15 protein-coding genes and 2 pseudogenes are annotated in these 14,981 nt (G+C 34.9%); 11 read left to right on the top strand and 6 right to left on the bottom strand.

From position 1 onward, the window contains the following. Positions 1-253: 253 nt before the first annotated feature. Positions 254-520, bottom strand: a pseudogene (locus PluTT01m_RS12470) (Tn3 family transposase); the annotation flags it as partial. On the opposite strand from PluTT01m_RS12470, the gene PluTT01m_RS27115 reads away from it, so the two are divergent. Continuing rightward, positions 460-918, top strand: coding sequence for a hypothetical protein (locus PluTT01m_RS27115; RefSeq protein ID WP_049789776.1), 459 nt, complete (start codon positions 460-462; stop codon positions 916-918). The pseudogene PluTT01m_RS12470 and the gene PluTT01m_RS27115 overlap by 61 nt on opposite strands. Here the strand turns inward: PluTT01m_RS27115 and PluTT01m_RS12465 are convergent. Further along, positions 801-1,868, bottom strand: coding sequence for an MATE family efflux transporter (locus tag PluTT01m_RS12465; RefSeq protein WP_071824113.1), 1,068 nt, complete (start codon positions 1,866-1,868; stop codon positions 801-803). The genes PluTT01m_RS27115 and PluTT01m_RS12465 overlap by 118 nt on opposite strands. Before the next feature lie 87 nt (positions 1,869-1,955). On the opposite strand from PluTT01m_RS12465, the gene PluTT01m_RS12460 reads away from it, so the two are divergent. Then, complete coding sequence (locus PluTT01m_RS12460; RefSeq protein ID WP_011144774.1) at positions 1,956-2,969, top strand: IS630-like element ISPlu10 family transposase; 1,014 nt, start codon at positions 1,956-1,958, stop codon at positions 2,967-2,969. Positions 2,970-2,989: 20 nt separating this feature from the next. On the opposite strand, the gene PluTT01m_RS28250 is transcribed toward PluTT01m_RS12460, so the two are convergent. Next, positions 2,990-3,277: an MATE family efflux transporter gene (locus PluTT01m_RS28250; RefSeq protein ID WP_071824112.1), complete on the bottom strand. Its 288-nt coding sequence runs from the start codon at positions 3,275-3,277 to the stop codon at positions 2,990-2,992. Between the two features lie 34 nt (positions 3,278-3,311). Further along, positions 3,312-4,379: a nucleotidyltransferase domain-containing protein gene (locus tag PluTT01m_RS12450; RefSeq protein WP_011146646.1), complete on the bottom strand. Its 1,068-nt coding sequence runs from the start codon at positions 4,377-4,379 to the stop codon at positions 3,312-3,314. 876 nt (positions 4,380-5,255) lie between these two features. Between PluTT01m_RS12450 and PluTT01m_RS12440 the strand changes: the two genes are divergently transcribed. The 9 genes from PluTT01m_RS12440 to PluTT01m_RS12400 all read left to right on the top strand — a co-directional run bounded on the left by PluTT01m_RS12440 (position 5,256) and on the right by PluTT01m_RS12400 (position 13,418). Then, complete coding sequence (locus tag PluTT01m_RS12440) at positions 5,256-6,035, top strand: glycosyltransferase family 2 protein (protein ID WP_011146645.1); 780 nt, start codon at positions 5,256-5,258, stop codon at positions 6,033-6,035. Between the two features lie 80 nt (positions 6,036-6,115). Next, positions 6,116-7,300, top strand: a complete 1,185-nt coding sequence (locus tag PluTT01m_RS12435) for a hypothetical protein (protein ID WP_011146644.1) — start codon at positions 6,116-6,118, stop codon at positions 7,298-7,300. A 4-nt stretch (positions 7,301-7,304) separates the two neighbouring features. Then, positions 7,305-8,174: a hypothetical protein gene (locus PluTT01m_RS12430; RefSeq protein WP_125026235.1), complete on the top strand. Its 870-nt coding sequence runs from the start codon at positions 7,305-7,307 to the stop codon at positions 8,172-8,174. Beyond that, entirely contained in the window at positions 8,159-9,544 is a 1,386-nt protein-coding gene (locus PluTT01m_RS12425; RefSeq protein WP_011146642.1) for an AMP-binding protein, read from the top strand. Before PluTT01m_RS12430 ends, PluTT01m_RS12425 begins: the two co-directional genes overlap by 16 nt. Beyond that, a complete protein-coding gene (locus PluTT01m_RS12420; RefSeq protein ID WP_041380086.1) occupies positions 9,523-9,744 on the top strand; it encodes a hypothetical protein in 222 nt (73 codons plus the stop codon). The genes PluTT01m_RS12425 and PluTT01m_RS12420 overlap by 22 nt, the downstream gene beginning before the upstream one ends. Before the next feature lie 300 nt (positions 9,745-10,044). Continuing rightward, positions 10,045-11,115: a nucleotidyltransferase family protein gene (locus tag PluTT01m_RS12415; protein ID WP_011146640.1), complete on the top strand. Its 1,071-nt coding sequence runs from the start codon at positions 10,045-10,047 to the stop codon at positions 11,113-11,115. Continuing rightward, positions 11,108-11,872 carry a Fe(II)-2OG oxygenase family protein gene (locus PluTT01m_RS12410; protein WP_011146639.1) on the top strand — a complete coding sequence of 255 codons (765 nt, stop codon included), beginning with the start codon at positions 11,108-11,110 and terminating at the stop codon, positions 11,870-11,872. The genes PluTT01m_RS12415 and PluTT01m_RS12410 overlap by 8 nt, the downstream gene beginning before the upstream one ends. Next, positions 11,869-12,954, top strand: coding sequence for a DegT/DnrJ/EryC1/StrS family aminotransferase (locus tag PluTT01m_RS12405; RefSeq protein WP_011146638.1), 1,086 nt, complete (start codon positions 11,869-11,871; stop codon positions 12,952-12,954). Before PluTT01m_RS12410 ends, PluTT01m_RS12405 begins: the two co-directional genes overlap by 4 nt. Continuing rightward, complete coding sequence (locus tag PluTT01m_RS12400; RefSeq protein WP_011146637.1) at positions 12,948-13,418, top strand: nucleoside-diphosphate kinase; 471 nt, start codon at positions 12,948-12,950, stop codon at positions 13,416-13,418. The genes PluTT01m_RS12405 and PluTT01m_RS12400 overlap by 7 nt, the downstream gene beginning before the upstream one ends. A 191-nt stretch (positions 13,419-13,609) precedes the next feature. Here the strand turns inward: PluTT01m_RS12400 and PluTT01m_RS12395 are convergent. Both PluTT01m_RS12395 and PluTT01m_RS12390 read right to left on the bottom strand, forming a co-directional pair. Continuing rightward, positions 13,610-13,822: pseudogene (locus PluTT01m_RS12395) on the bottom strand (Tn3 family transposase); the annotation flags it as partial. 140 nt (positions 13,823-13,962) lie between these two features. Then, positions 13,963-14,934, bottom strand: coding sequence for a YopT-type cysteine protease domain-containing protein (locus PluTT01m_RS12390; RefSeq protein WP_011146636.1), 972 nt, complete (start codon positions 14,932-14,934; stop codon positions 13,963-13,965). Between the last annotated feature and the right edge of the window lie 47 nt (positions 14,935-14,981).

Here is a 14,981-nt window from a genome sequence, read left to right as displayed (position 1 = left end):
ATAACGCAAACGGTTTGGGCTGGTTCACCGGTTCCTCCCACTTGTGCAGTTGACCTGTAATACAGCCCCAACGACTGGCCCCTTCGCTCCACGTTCATTTCAGACGTTTCATCACTACTACGGAGCCATCTGCCCTTGTGCCCCGCATCGGTACTCAGGCGCTTGCAGGTTTTCTGCTTGACGCCGCTCCCTTCACATCGGGACGACAGGTTCCCACGTTCCATGGCAGAGCCTGTGTTGTGCTCATGCTGTCTATATGGTTACACAACAAGGTATAAGCTACTACGCCTTTTCCGCGACCAAGATATTTTTTTGAACCGTGGGCCTTTATCATCGGGTATTCAACGCTGAACTTTTGTCCATCAACGGCGGCATACAATATGCCCAGCTCCAGAGAGTAATAAGGAAACACAGATAACTCTTTGATGGCGTTACTGATACAATCGGTGGGGGCTTTTAGTGAAGACAGACGCAGATATTGCGCATAGACCTCATTCAAGACCTGGTAGGGAATACATTTGTAAACAGCCAAAACTCTCTAATAAGCAACAGAAAGAACTAGGACTCATTGAAAAAGATCCAGATGTGGTTGGTTATGTATTATTTAATACGCGTAGCCGCCGATTTGCGACGATGGATGAAAATGAGTTTGGCATGGTGATGTACGCCGATGATCTTGAAGAAGCCTATTTAGCACCGTTACGACTTGATGCGTTAATGAATATTGATTTTTTACCGGGATCAGACCAGAACGATAATGATACCAGGCCATCATGCTGTTTAAATCCCCTGCCAAAACGTCAACAGCCCCTAGCCAATTTAACATCATCAATCCATGACAAATTTTTCAACCTAACATGCAAAAAGACAACTTTGAGTAATTCTTCAACAGTTAGCATAGCCAAAATTGAAATATAAGTACAGTTTAGATGTATTATAAGAACAGTTGAAATTGGTATGGATACTAACCATTGGCAAATAAAATTCAATTTTAGGTTATTTTTCGTATCACCGCAATTTTGAAGTATAGTTAGATAATATACAGATATGCATTTTAGCAAAAAAATCAATGGGAAAAACAATAGATATGTAAAATCATATCTTACATTATAATATATTGAAAAATAATAAAGCACTATAAAGAAAGTCACGCTAGTTACCAATGAATATAAGTAAACTGATAACTTCTGCTTTTTTAAATATCTATCTAGCTCAGCTATGCTATATCCATATCCTAGTCTTCTGGCAACTAATATCCCAGATGAAGTGGCTACTCCCCAAGATATTGCTAAGAATGCGGATTCTATGGAGGAAATAACAGAGTGTAGAGCTATATAATCAACTCCTAGTTTTCCAATGAGAAACTGATACGTAGCGATTCCAAGCGACCATATTATATTGGTTAATAAAATAGGTAGAAACTTTGAAAAATAATCAACAACTAGTGGCTTAAAAGAATTTAAATATATTGTGCTTATAAAATACTTATAGGTGTAAATTTTTACTAATATATAAGAACCAACAATTGTTCTGATTATTCTAGCTATTGTTGTTGATAAAGCTGCACCTATGATACCCATCTCAGGGAATGATAAATTTCCATATATCATAACCCAGTTTAAGAAAACCGCAATTATGACCTCTAGAATGGTTATTTTTGTTGATATGGATGGTTTTTTATGACACCTATTGATTGTGTCAATAATTAGTGATAGTGAACTAAATAAATATAAAGGTGAAGTGTATTTTAAATAAGTTGAACAAAGAAGCGAGACTTCTAAATTATCGGTAAAAATAGAAGATACATGATAAGAAAACAATGCCTGAATAATAGACTGTATTGTAGATACTGTTAAATAACTTTTCAAAATAGTAGAACACTTGGAGGGAACTCAGTCCAATTTTTGCAATCTGATCAATTGTAGATAATCCCAAACCACTAAACGGACTGAGTTATGCCTATCATAGCACCTATACCCCGCAATGAACGACGCCAGATGAAAAAAATTATCCAGAACACCCGAGATAAAGATTATGCTCGCAGGCTCATGGCCATATTGATGCTGCATCGAGGCGAGTCTGTCTCTCTGGTCGCCAAAACCCTTTGCGCCAGTCGTTCTTCTGTCTATCGCTGGATAAACTGGTTGACTTTATATGGTCTGGAAGGACTCAAAAGCCTGCCTGTGGGCAGACCCGCTGTCTGGAATTTAATCCCGCTTTATCCTTTACTGTCTTTTTTATTGCAATATTCTCCCCAGCAATTGGGCTGCCTGCGTTCTCGCTGGAGTCTTGAGTTTTTTATAATTAAAATCAATGAATTATTAAACATAAAATTATCCATCAGTACCTTCTATCGTTACTTACATAAAATGGGTATCGTGTGGCGAAGGGCAGCCCCGACGCTTAAATTACCCGATCCCGAGTACCATGAAAAAATGGCGAAAATTACCGAGGCATTGTCAACGTGTTCAGAAAAACATCCCGTTTTTTATGAAGATGAAGTCGACATCGAGCTGAATCCAAAAATCGGGGCTGACTGGTATTTAAAAGGGCAACAGAAACGTATAGTGACACCAGGAAAAAACCAAAAACATTATTTTGCAGGTTGCCTGAATGTTCAAACGGGAAAAGTGACTTATGCTGACGGGTTAAATAAGAATTCTCATTTATTTATCAATGTATTGGAAGAACTTGAACGCCAGTATTGTCATGCTGAAACCCTCACTTTGATTTTGGATAATTACAGTATCCATAAAAGCCGACGGGTCAGAGATTGGCTGGCTTGTCATCCTAAATTTAATCTGTTGTTTTTACCTGTTTATTCACCCTGGCTGAATAAAATTGAGCGTCTGTGGCAATCCTTACATGAAACGGTGACACGAAATCATGGCTGTCAGTATATGTGGCAATTGCTTGAGAAAGTGAAAACGTTTTTAAATTCATGTCCCTACAGGAATAGCAGAGAATAAAAAGAGTGAGTGTATTATAATTATGAAAAGTTATTTAATAAAAACAATAGAGATATTTGTATTATTGAAGTTTGGCTTTTTACATTTCCCGAACCAACATAATTCGATAAAAATATAGATAAAGTGGCAGTTAACGATATGAGCAATGTAATGTTTAGCCATGTTACTTTAGCCGCAATTCCAATTGCGGCGACATTGGCCTCCCCTAGCTTAGATACCATAAAAATATCGATATAACCTAAGCAAGAGAAAACCAAACTCTGAATTGAAATGGGGATGGCTAGTCTTAATATTTCACTAATCTTCATAGTTTTATACTATAAACTTAGAGTATGTCTATCACTATTTTACAAGTAGAATAGATTCACTGACTGAGTTTAACTTTATCTTATTTATCTCATTGTTTTGAGTGTATACTTCTTGGAAGTTATATTTTGAATAATTTATTCTTTCCAGAAGTTTAATTAAATTATTGTCATTGTATAAAATGGACGAATAGAGTATTGAGAAAGAGAATGCTTTTTCAACACCAAGCTCATTCACTCTAGATATAATGTCATCATTATCTATTTTTTGGGACAAGAAATAGTAATATTCTCTAACATCACAAAATTTTATTAAATTGATATCTTGAGCAAAATTTTCCCATGCTTCGTTTGAAGCCTCTTTATATAAATGAGTGCATAAATGGATAAAGAAATCAATATTGGATAATGTTTTTTTGTTATTTAGAATAGAATAAGTTGATAGGATTTTTTCATTAATGTCTTTATTGTCAGAAAATGACAGTCCAAAAGTAAAATCTATAGATATAATATCAACAGTGGGCTCTGGGTGGATTTTACAAAATGGTGGAAGGTTAAACATCTTTACTTTCCACATTAATTTGTCTTCACGACTAAGTTCAGTTAACGTTTTGTCATTAACATTATACTCTCCTTGAATATAACCTAAATTATTCATAATTTTTGGCAATCTTTTTAAGTCATTTTTGCTAACAAAAAAATCTAAGTCGTTTAGTGTTCGTGTACCATAGTCGGTATATATCAAATCCAACAAAACAGAGCCTTTTAGAGGCCTTATATCAATTTCTTCCTCCTTAAATGCCGTTAAAATAGTAATCAATTCATCCATAAGCACCTGATTTCTCTTGGTTGTTGCTAAATAAATATATTTTATAGCACTTGCTACTCTATAAGGTACTAGATGGAGTAATTTCATTTCAGACAGAGACTTATAGACGATGCCTACAATTTTTTGCCTATTGACTACTGAAAGGAACCGATCCCAAGGAAATTCCGTATGATTCATAATATCAATCAATTGACTTTTATTCACATTTTCATAATCAGTTCTACATAAGGAAGTTAATGTGTATAAAATTTTTGAATTTGTAACTATAGTATTCATATCATATACCTCTTTATTTAATAATTACTGTATACCCGTCATCTTTCAAGTTGCCTCTTTGTTGGCTGCGCTCGTTCACCCCGGCTACATCGTTATCTATGCTATCGGGGATTTACTCCCTTGCCGTCGCGATGCATCTTGAAATCTATTGGGTATATATATCTGACATCTCTTAGGGTAGGGCCCGCTTAGATCGACGATGCTAGAATTTTTAACTTCTTCTATAGATAACTGAATAAATCACAAAAAATTTATTACATTTAGAGCTCTGCCTAATTTTATCGATTATCGAGAATTGTTCAGTGAGTCGAACATCAAGAGAGTGGCGTTCTGCCCTCCGAGGTGTACTGGCTTATTTTTATGTTTCCGAGTTCCTCTGGAGCTACTTTTTTTATTTCACGTTTAAATACGCCGAGTATACTCTTGTCATAACGTCACCTATTTATCTATGAAGTAGATTCGAATACCTCCATCATATAGGCATATAGGTCGCCAAATTCATATGCGCTACACAACCAATTCTCTTGGGAATAGATTGTTTCTTAGATTACTTAGACGGGCAAGATATTGAAAAGAGAATAAATCATATATGTGACTGGTTTCACATTATTGTTATTTCTTATGATTTGACTTTAATAAGTCGTGCTAAACTAAAAATAGTGTTAATCATGTTAAATTGGAGTGGTTCATATTGATGGGAATATTAAATTTATAAGGTTAACTATATCTCTAATTGTTAATATTGTTAGATAACTATAATCTATAACTTTCCATACTTTGTGAATCGTGTCTCTGCATTGATAGTGAAATGTAAAAAATATAATGGTAGTTAGTGTCATATATGTGTCACCAATTTAATTATATGAGGGAGAAATTATGAAAATTTCAGTAATAATTCCAACAATTAATAGGCCATCAATGCTACTGAATGCAGTTAACAGCGTTAATTCACAGAAATTCTTGAATAAAGAAATAATAATAGTTAATGATGCAGAAAAATCTATTGGTAACATTTTTTTACATCTACCTAATGTGACAGTTATTGAAAGTAACTTAGGTAAAGGCCCAGGTTTTTGTCGAAGTATTGGATGTAAACATGCAAGTGGAGATTATATAACTTTCCTAGATGATGATGATATAATGTTACCTAGTTATTTGGAAAGATTACATGATGAAATTTTAAATAACGTTGATAAATCTTGTTTTTATTGGTCAAGCGTGAAAGTTTTAGATCGAGTATCCGAATCATGTGTAAGTCAATTCGATATAAAATTTCCTATTGAATATGATAGTTTTTCAGATTTGGCAGTGACAGCTTTAAGGATTGGCACTGGATATGGACTTACTTGCGCAAGAGAAGTACTTAAGGATATCGGATACTTTAATCCAAAATACAGATATATAGAAGATACAGAACTAGTTGTTCGATTGCTAAAGAACAATATTCATCCGGTACCTATAAATCAGATTTACATTGAGGTCAACAAGCATTCTAGTAATCAATTAACATCAAGTAAATTCAATGAAAAAAGAATTAAAGAATGTTACAAATTACTTTGTGAACAGTCTGATTTCTTCGATAAATTTCCGACAGCAAAGGCACAGCTAAATAGACAAATATTAAAGTTGGAAAATGAGTTGTATTCTATCTACTGACGGTAGTTAATTAAGTATTAATTACCAACTCGCACTCTAGTGCAATAATTTATTAATGATAAACCCGTTTGGAGTGAGTGATGGATTACTACTTAAATAGACTATCAAATCGAGTTACTTTTATAGACCGCCGTAATTCTGAGTTTTACAAATGGCTATCAACAACACCAGAATTTCATATATATGGTGATGATGCAAAAGAAAAACTCAACTCTAACTTATTTAGGCTGTCAAAAATATGCCCTGAGTTATTTATTCACTACACGATAACAACTGACTTGCGTGTTAAACCTGTAGGTGAAGTAAAAATAAAGATAATGGCTTATGAAGATTATGAGCATGAAATATTATCTGATTATAACTTGATAAAACCACTTACTTTATTTTTAAAAGAAACTACTAATGGCTTAAGTTTTTTCTTTGTCGTAAATCATTTCTTATCTGATGCACTTTCCAATGGAATGATTTCAAATCTGTTATCTGGAGAGGATACTAACTGGGATTTATATGAGAAGAACCATATTAAAAATTTTGTATCTTCTAAACTGGGTAAGAAATCAAGAAATAATAAATATAATTTAGATTTTATAAAAGAATACTGTGAGTTAAAAATTAATAACTCCGAGAAATCAAGATTTCCAATTAGAGATATGAAATTAGAGTCCAGTACTTCAGTTCTTCGTCATAAAGTTTTAAGATCTACATCAGACAATATGATTACAGCCCATTTAATTAAAGCCATAGCATCGTCATTTGATGAGTACTTTGGAGGAGAACACCTATATATAGGGTTAAATCAACATGGAAGAGAACCTACTTATTCGATAGATCCTAGATATACATTAGGATGGTTGAACGAGATACGGCCGTTGATAATAAAAAAGAGCGAAAATGGTTACTGTGTCAATGATATCAAATCCAGAGTGCTAATGAGCACTCTATATGGTGGAGATACTAATACTCTGCTTGCTAGTAACACTGAATATGGAGAGGTTGGTATACAATTTCCATCAATTTGCCTAAATGTAATAAATAAAAAATGGTTTACAGGAAAAATTAACACACAGTACAAACATAAAATTTTAGTCAATGATCGTGGAGCATGTCGAATTATGCATATAGGTATTGGACTTATTATTGACTCTGAATGTTGTGATTTAACTCTAGACTTCTCTTCTCTTGATTACGAAGAGCATTATATTAGAGGGTTATTTTATTTGTTGATTGAAAATTTTAATAATTCACACAATATAAATTTTAAATAATATGATGAACACTAAATACGATCTATTAAAGAATATTCTTTACAAAGAATCTGGGATAAATCCTGATTATTTGGATATATATAAAAAAGGCTTTAATTCTAGAGATGCTGTCAAGTATTTCTTGGTTAAGAAGCCCGGAGAACTAATAAGAAATCCAATTAATGGAGCTCCTGTTTTAACATTCATGTCATATGAGCAGTACTTTAATAGTTTAGGAGTTAATATTACTTATGATGATTTGAGTCATTATTCTCTAGAAAAGAATTGTTTTAGAGTGATTAATCCTTGGGGGTTTGTAGGCATACAGATTGGTGAGTCTGCTTTGTTCTCTTTAGGAGTATACAACCCTAAAGATATGGAAATAAATGGCAGAAATTATAAGGTTTACTATGATTTTGTTCACCCTGAATATACATGGAAAGGAAATAATAAATTCGAACTATTTGACTGTCCTAAAGGTGAATCATTCATATGTACATCATATAATACATGGCAAGGTGATTTTACAGGAAAACTTGGTGTTAATAATTTTCAAGATCTATATGAACCAAATAAACAGACCACTATTATTTATGCCATATGGGCTAGCGGGATTAATAAATTATGTAACCTTATAGGTATGAAGTTTGATTTGGTTAACTTAGTGAAATATATAAACAATGAAAAGAAGTTTCCTTTTGAAGTGTCCGAAAGTGGTATTCTCTCAGCTATTCATTTAGTTGGCCCATATAAGTTATTTGAAGTAATAGGTAATGGTGGCTTTATAACTGATGAAATAGGAACAAGTGCTTTCTCCTATATTGAAAGCTTCTCATTCTTGGAGATTGATCCCATGTTCAATCATGTAATGGAGGAACTATGTCATTCAATGTAATTGAATATTTGTATTATTCATCAAATAATTTTTCTCAGTCTATTTTTTATAGAGATCATCCCATTGAAATTACATATGGTGAGTTCCTTTCCAAAGTTGTTTATTTTTCAGATTACTTCTCTGAAGTGATAGAGAAAGTAGTTGCTATTGATATTGAAAGAAAGGATATAAATATGTATTCTGTTTTTTCGGCAATGTGGAAAAACAAGAATACGATAGTTCCTTTGATTTCAGATTGGGATGATGAATATAAAGAACGAATAATTAATGCAGTTAAAGCTGATATCAGGCTCAATCAAGATCTTAGTGTATATCATATAAAACATAAAGTAGATAGAAACGATTCAGTTATTATACCAGCAAAAACTGCATACATATTGTTCACATCAGGATCTACCGGTTTACCTAAAGGAGTTCCGATTACACATTTAGCCTTAAAACATTATATTGATAATATCTATGAAGAATTGGAAATTGAAAAAGGCATCGAACGATTAACTAATACATTTTCTCCAGCTTTTGATCTTTTTTATCATGATCTATTTCTAAGTTGGAAGAGTGCAAGCTCCATAACTCCGGTAGAAACCAAAAAAATTGGACAATTACTAAATAAGGTGGAAAATAATAAACTCACTTATTGGTTTTCTGTTCCTACACTCGCTCAGATGCTGATTTCTCTCAAACCAAAATCACATCAACTGTCTAGTTTAAAAGTTTCTTTGTTTTGCGGAGAATTATTAAGAAAACACGTCGTAACCTCTTGGGCACAAATATCTAATTGCCAGAAGATATTTAATTTATATGGACCAACTGAAACAACAATCGCATGTATGATAAGTGATGTGGGTATTGAAGGCCCACCTAGTCTTGGCCGAGCTTTAGGGGATATGTCATACAAAACTGAGCATTTATCTGGAAATCTATACAAATTATTATTGTCAGGACCTCAAATTTTTAATGGATATATAGGTACTTCAAAGAATAGCTTTGTGAAAATCGATGGTAAAGTGTATTACGATACAGGAGATTTAGTAACTATATTAGATGGTGAGGTATATTTTGAGGGAAGAATAGATCGGCAGACTAAGATTATGGGGCATAGAGTTGATCTTCAAGGTCTTGAAGAACAATTAAGGGTAAAGAACAATAATCCTTTGGTTTTTGTTGTTCTTTATTATGACAAAAATATAGATTGCAATACTGGAATTACAATTTTTTATCAACCTAAAAACGAAGGCGAAATATTTGATTGCGGATTCATTAAGAATGTTAAAGTGAAAGGAATTTTTTGTATCGAATCTGTACCTACATTAATAAGTGGAAAAGTAAATTATAAAAAGTTGGAATTATGGGCAAAAAATCAAATTTAGATATTGAAATAATAGTAATTGAGTTTATGAAGAAATATGAAATAAAATCACTTGATGACTTGGATTCATTTCAAATTGTTTCTTTGATTATTAATTTGGAAAATGAGCTTGATATCAACCTACTAGATGAAGATCTTACGTTTGATGATTTTTCTGATATGAATTCAATTATTGTCTTAGTAAATAAATGTCTTATTTAATGTGTTTTATCAACTTATCATAAATTGGTTAGGAATTGATAAGGTTAATGATAAAGGAAAGCTCTATATAATGGGCATGAGGTTAATGTTTTTGTATGTGATTTTATAATTCATAAACAGGTGTAAATAAGCTTAGATTGTGCAATGAAATTATTGTAATAATTACATCCGTTAATAATATTGTTTATTTCAATGGTTCTATGAAATAGAATATATGTAACAAGAGAAGGTGAACAAAGTATCAATTTGCATTAGTTTTTATTCCATTCTATTTGGCTTTTTCTTCGAGGAGAAGAAACAATGAAAAAATCTAAAGTAATTGATTCATACTATAATTATTGTCTAAATGGTTGGTTGCCTGAAGCAAGTAAGAAGTACATATCGGTCTTAAACAAAGAGTCTGCCTTCCAAGAGAAGATTCTATCAATGTTTGTATATGCAACCGGCCAGAGTAGCGAAGAGTATTGTCATATTGAAAATGAAAAGAGAGAAAAATCGATCGTACTTAACGATATCGCTAAATCCTCAGAACTAAAAAATTCTGTTCTAGTTTTGAAGGGGTTATCTGTAGAGCGCTTTTACCATGAAAGTGCCTCGCGATTCGCTTTTGACGCAGATTTGGTAGTATTAGAAGATCACTTACCATTGCTTGATGCTTTGTTGATTAAGCATGGATACGATATATATTTCAGTACTATTTGGATAAAGGATGTTGTTACAGAAAAAGTTTATAAATCATTCCGATATACGAAAGGGAAAGATGATGATCGTGGATTTGAAATCCATGTTGATCACTACCCAATCGATGATAATGGTTCGAGAATATTACTACAGTCGTTATATTCTGGCTGCTACAACACTATTTTGAGAGGGACATATGTCAATGTAGTTAGTGATCTTAATTCTATATTGATAATACTTATTCAAATTTACAACAAAGATTATCTAACAATTAGGGACTTTGTGGATCTTCTCATTCTGCTTGAAAATAGCGATTTTAAAGCATGTGAGCACATAGTGAGAACACTAATTAGTTCGCATGGATTAGGTCCTGCTATTGCAAAGCTTCGTCAATATATTGAAGCTAATGAAATTGACGTTAGCAAGTATCCAAGTGGTGCGGACATAGTCAAAATGGTTTCATGGGAACTTAGTACTCCGGACGTTCCTCAATTTGATAAAAAGTGCGTTGCATTAATATCAGACGATCCAACCGCCAAATCACGGGAACTGTTTGATAGGGGCACTCCTACAAGATTCTACCGTTTGTTTAAAAATGAGAAGGTAGACGAAAGTAATAGCTTCAAAATGGAAACAAATATTGGTTGTTTTTACGGGCAAGTAACAGGAGATTTTGTTGTCTATGAATAACACCAAAATACTCTCAGAATTAAGTGCTAAAGGTTGGGTGTGTGTTGATACACCTTCATACCTTGGCCACAGTGATGATATGTTCACTAATTATATTCGAGACACTATAGGCATGCATACCTTCGGCTTTCGGTCTGAGATTCTAGGGGATGTCGCGTCTATCCTATCCCCTAAAGAAGGTATTGTTCAATCTAGAAAAAAGTTAAGAGGTCACACTGATGCAAGCTTTCTTCCATTCGATACCGAGTGGAAGAAAGTTAGAGGTCTGTCGATAATCCCAAACTATGTAGCACTTCTTTCTATTTGTGGCAGTGATGTGGGAACCACAGTCTGTCATATCGAAGAAATCTTATATCACATGAATGATGATGAAATTTGCGAGCTTAGTTCACCAAATTATGTATTTGAGTGGCAAAAATCATTTGTTATGGAGTCCAACGAGTTAGATAGTTCTTGGAAGCCTATCCTTCATTTTTCTGATGGTTTTTTTCAAGTTCGATTCTCTAACTCAATAAAGACTTATAAAACAGAGAAAGCAAAAAAATGTGCGATAAAGCTTTCTTCATTATATCAACGCTTGTGCCTGAAGATTGCGCTGAAAACCGACCAGTTACTCATCGTAAACAACAGAAGGTGCATTCATGGTCGAGAGTTTATTTCTGAGGAAAGCTTTAGTAGAAAGTTGCATCGATATTACCTCTATGAAAAAGAGGACCTAGTGGTTAAAACGGATATTAAGGGGATTGTATTACCATGAAAATTAATGACAGTTATAAAAAGAAACCTCATAGCAACGATCTGATTGAGCTGGAAAAAGTATTGGATCTCGGTAAGCTTTCAGGGAAAAGTGATACTGTTGAGCAATTTGAGAAAAAAATAGCAGAGTTGTTCGAAGTTGATGATGTAGTGTGTTGTTCTAGTGGAACGAGCGCACTTATTGCTAGCCTAATGGCTGAAGACATTTGTGCTGATGATGAAGTTTTAGTTCCGTGTTATACGACGATACCTACAACGTTCCCGATCCTATCAGTTGGAGCTAAGCCTGTATTTATTGATACCAAAACGTCACATACAACTGAACTATCGATTGACGATTTACTAAGTAAAATAAATGATAAAACTAAGGCTATAATAGCTGTCCCTCTATGGGGATATCCAGTCAATTATGATGAGATTGCTGAAGTTTGTAACAGTCGAGGTATCATTGTTATTGATGACGCTGCGCAAGCTCACTTCAGTACATTTAAGACTGGTCGTCTGGTTGGAACTTTCTCTGATTATGGTTGCTTCTCGCTTCATGATAAGAAAATCCTTTCTACCGGAGAAGGTGGCTTTATCATTCCTTCGTCTCCTCAAAGAACTAAGCGTTTGCGAGAAATAGTCAACCTTGGGAACCTTAATGGCTTGTCATTTGGCTTGAATTTCAAGCTAGGTTCACTCCAAGCGGCTTTAGGTATCTCAAGATGTACACGAGTGTATGATGAACTTACTATTCGTAGAGAAAATGCCGAGAAAATCAAGGAGGGCATAGTGAGCACGAGATTTGAAGAAATTGATTGCCTAGGACAACCTAACTACTACAACCTAGTACTTAAAGATAAAGATCATAGAGACCTTGGCAATGTTCATGAGGTACTAAAAGATATGGGATTTGAAACGGACTTTCTAAAATATGGGGAGGCTAAGTATAAGTTTGGTATCCTCAATAAATTTTATGATGGCAGTATTGAGAAAGGAGATACTGTCCTCAAAAATCTGATAACCATTCCTACCCATCCAGATCTTTCTCAGGAAGGAATCGACTATATAATTGAAATTCTGGAGAAGGTTTCATGCTAGAAAAAAGCCTTATTTTAATCAAGCCGGATGCTGTTCATCGAGGGCTTGTAGGGAAAATTATCACTGAGTTCGAAGAAAAAGGATTCAAAATACATAATATCCGTTCTTTGGTGCTAAATGACGAAGACTTCTACTTCTTATATCCCAAAATTTTGGGTAAACCCTTTCATAAGCAGTTCAAAACGGTAATGCAGTCAGCTCCATCAACTTTGCTGGTTCTGAGTGGACATAATGCTTTAGGAAGTATATTTAACTTCGCCGGAGCTTACTCAAACCCAGAAGAAGACACTACACGTTCAATAAGACAAAAATATAGTGTCTGGACAGGTGCAGATGTAATCCATAGAGCAGCTGATTCCAACGAAGCGATGAAGCAAATTGCCTATTTCTTTGATGAAGTTTGCGAGTATAGACATAATAATGAAGCTTTTATGGCTAAAGAGTATTGGGAGCCTAACGTCTAAAATAGCTGGTTCTGCCCCTTAGTTCAGTGAAGTGAGAGCTCAAATGAAGTTATCCTACCAACATTATCAGTTCTGTTAGAATAAAGTTGGTAGGTACATCTTGGCCTGACCTCGATAACTAATGCTAAATTTCTTTAGTAATAACCGTCATGTTACTGTTGTTTAATCCTGTTATTATGGTCGCTACAAACTCAGACGGAGCTGGGTAAGATCCTTTTTTTATTCTGCCGCCACACATAGTCGCCGGTTAGATTGATATGTTCCCAACCCAATGGTGACAGATATTGCAATAATTGTTCATCAATCACATTGCCAGCCGCATGCAGCGACTGTATTGCACGTTCTAAATACAGCGTATTCCATCGTACGATTGCCGCTGTCACTAAATTGAGTCCGCTTGCCCGACCCGATAACCCGGTTTTGCCTTACTCTTTACCTGAGTGCCTGGCAGTTTTATAACGGATTTCAGTTTGGTGATTGCCCTAAAGAGATGAAAGTGGGATTTGGAGAACAGGGTTTCTATTAGTTAAGTGCACGTTGTAGGTTAGGATTTTTTAAGCTCGTAGTTGAAGACTTCAAATTGTTGTCCCAGACCGATTTCCAGGTTGTACCAAGATTTTGGCCAGAAATCGTCAGTGAACCAGCGAGAAAACGAAGTTATGCTTGGGAAGCTGAATTCGCCGAAGTTGGGATCAAAGAAGATGACACCTTTCTGATCATCCACATAGGCCGCTACAGTATGTCCAGCCATTTTTCCGAGAAAACTAATTTTCTTGTAGCCTGAGCCTTTATCACCCGTATCCAGAATAGCGCGTAATAGGTCTGTTGTACCTTTGTTACCGGTTTGACCGACTACCTTGGATGAGTGTTCGTCCACGTCGTTTTTTTGCATGATTGGCTGAATGCCTTGCGTACCAAGCCAGTACTCTGTCATGGTACTTTGTTCATCATCTAGATAACTGTCCATCTGTAACTGCTTAATGGAAACTAGTGAGTCGATATGAAATTTTCCCTTTTGTCCCCCGACATAGAGTTGGTCAAAGATGCTTTCACCCTTGGCATGGGCGCTTATCCAATGAGCAGATATAGACTCGCAGACACCGCCTGAGGTGTCTTTGTGTTTCATGATTTGGTCTAGGAAGGTCCCTTTGGTTTGGGCAAATTTGAAGGTGACTTGCCCCCCGTGTTTACTCGCCGAATTTCGGACTTTACCTAATCTGGTTCTGACCCCGAAATGCATCATTCTGTCCATTATCATGGCAGGGGAGAATCGACTTTCTTGGTTTTTCATGCCATCGGTGGTTAGCTCCCGATCGAGCATAGAATGGCCTGGCAGGTTGCGTTGCAAAGTGGTCGAGAAACGTTCCCGTAACCCTGCTCTTTTTCTGTTAGTGTATTGAGAATTAAGTTCCAATGGAGTCGTGGTATTTATATCCTCCTTATCATGTTCGATAGAATCCCTTAATTGTATTGGGCATTTTTGGGGTTTTTCTTTTTCACTGTATTCATGTTCCATATATATTACCTCTAAATTAATCTTCTAATTGTTGAATATTAGTTCTG

Origin of the sequence: Photorhabdus laumondii subsp. laumondii (assembly GCF_003343245.1) — a bacterium.
Taxonomy (GTDB): Bacteria; Pseudomonadota; Gammaproteobacteria; order Enterobacterales; family Enterobacteriaceae; genus Photorhabdus; species Photorhabdus laumondii.
The sequence above is the reverse complement of the archived record's forward strand: the minus strand, read 5'-3'. Positions and strand labels throughout refer to the sequence as shown.

Excerpts from the sequence above, each read along its gene's own strand:
- PluTT01m_RS12400 (WP_011146637.1), top strand. The coding sequence starts at position 12,948 with ATGCTAGAAAAAAGCCTTATTTTAATCAAGCCGGATGCTGTTCATCGA.
- PluTT01m_RS12460 (WP_011144774.1), top strand. The coding sequence starts at position 1,956 with ATGCCTATCATAGCACCTATACCCCGCAATGAACGACGCCAGATGAAA.
- PluTT01m_RS12430 (WP_125026235.1), top strand. The coding sequence starts at position 7,305 with ATGAACACTAAATACGATCTATTAAAGAATATTCTTTACAAAGAATCT.
- PluTT01m_RS12440 (WP_011146645.1), top strand. The coding sequence starts at position 5,256 with ATGAAAATTTCAGTAATAATTCCAACAATTAATAGGCCATCAATGCTA.
- PluTT01m_RS12405 (WP_011146638.1), top strand. The coding sequence starts at position 11,869 with ATGAAAATTAATGACAGTTATAAAAAGAAACCTCATAGCAACGATCTG.
- PluTT01m_RS12415 (WP_011146640.1), top strand. The coding sequence starts at position 10,045 with ATGAAAAAATCTAAAGTAATTGATTCATACTATAATTATTGTCTAAAT.
- PluTT01m_RS12450 (WP_011146646.1), bottom strand. The coding sequence starts at position 4,379 with ATGAATACTATAGTTACAAATTCAAAAATTTTATACACATTAACTTCC.
- PluTT01m_RS12410 (WP_011146639.1), top strand. The coding sequence starts at position 11,108 with ATGAATAACACCAAAATACTCTCAGAATTAAGTGCTAAAGGTTGGGTG.
- PluTT01m_RS12390 (WP_011146636.1), bottom strand. The coding sequence starts at position 14,934 with ATGGAACATGAATACAGTGAAAAAGAAAAACCCCAAAAATGCCCAATA.
- PluTT01m_RS28250 (WP_071824112.1), bottom strand. The coding sequence starts at position 3,277 with ATGAAGATTAGTGAAATATTAAGACTAGCCATCCCCATTTCAATTCAG.
- PluTT01m_RS12425 (WP_011146642.1), top strand. The coding sequence starts at position 8,159 with ATGTCATTCAATGTAATTGAATATTTGTATTATTCATCAAATAATTTT.
- PluTT01m_RS12435 (WP_011146644.1), top strand. The coding sequence starts at position 6,116 with ATGGATTACTACTTAAATAGACTATCAAATCGAGTTACTTTTATAGAC.
- PluTT01m_RS12420 (WP_041380086.1), top strand. The coding sequence starts at position 9,523 with ATGGGCAAAAAATCAAATTTAGATATTGAAATAATAGTAATTGAGTTT.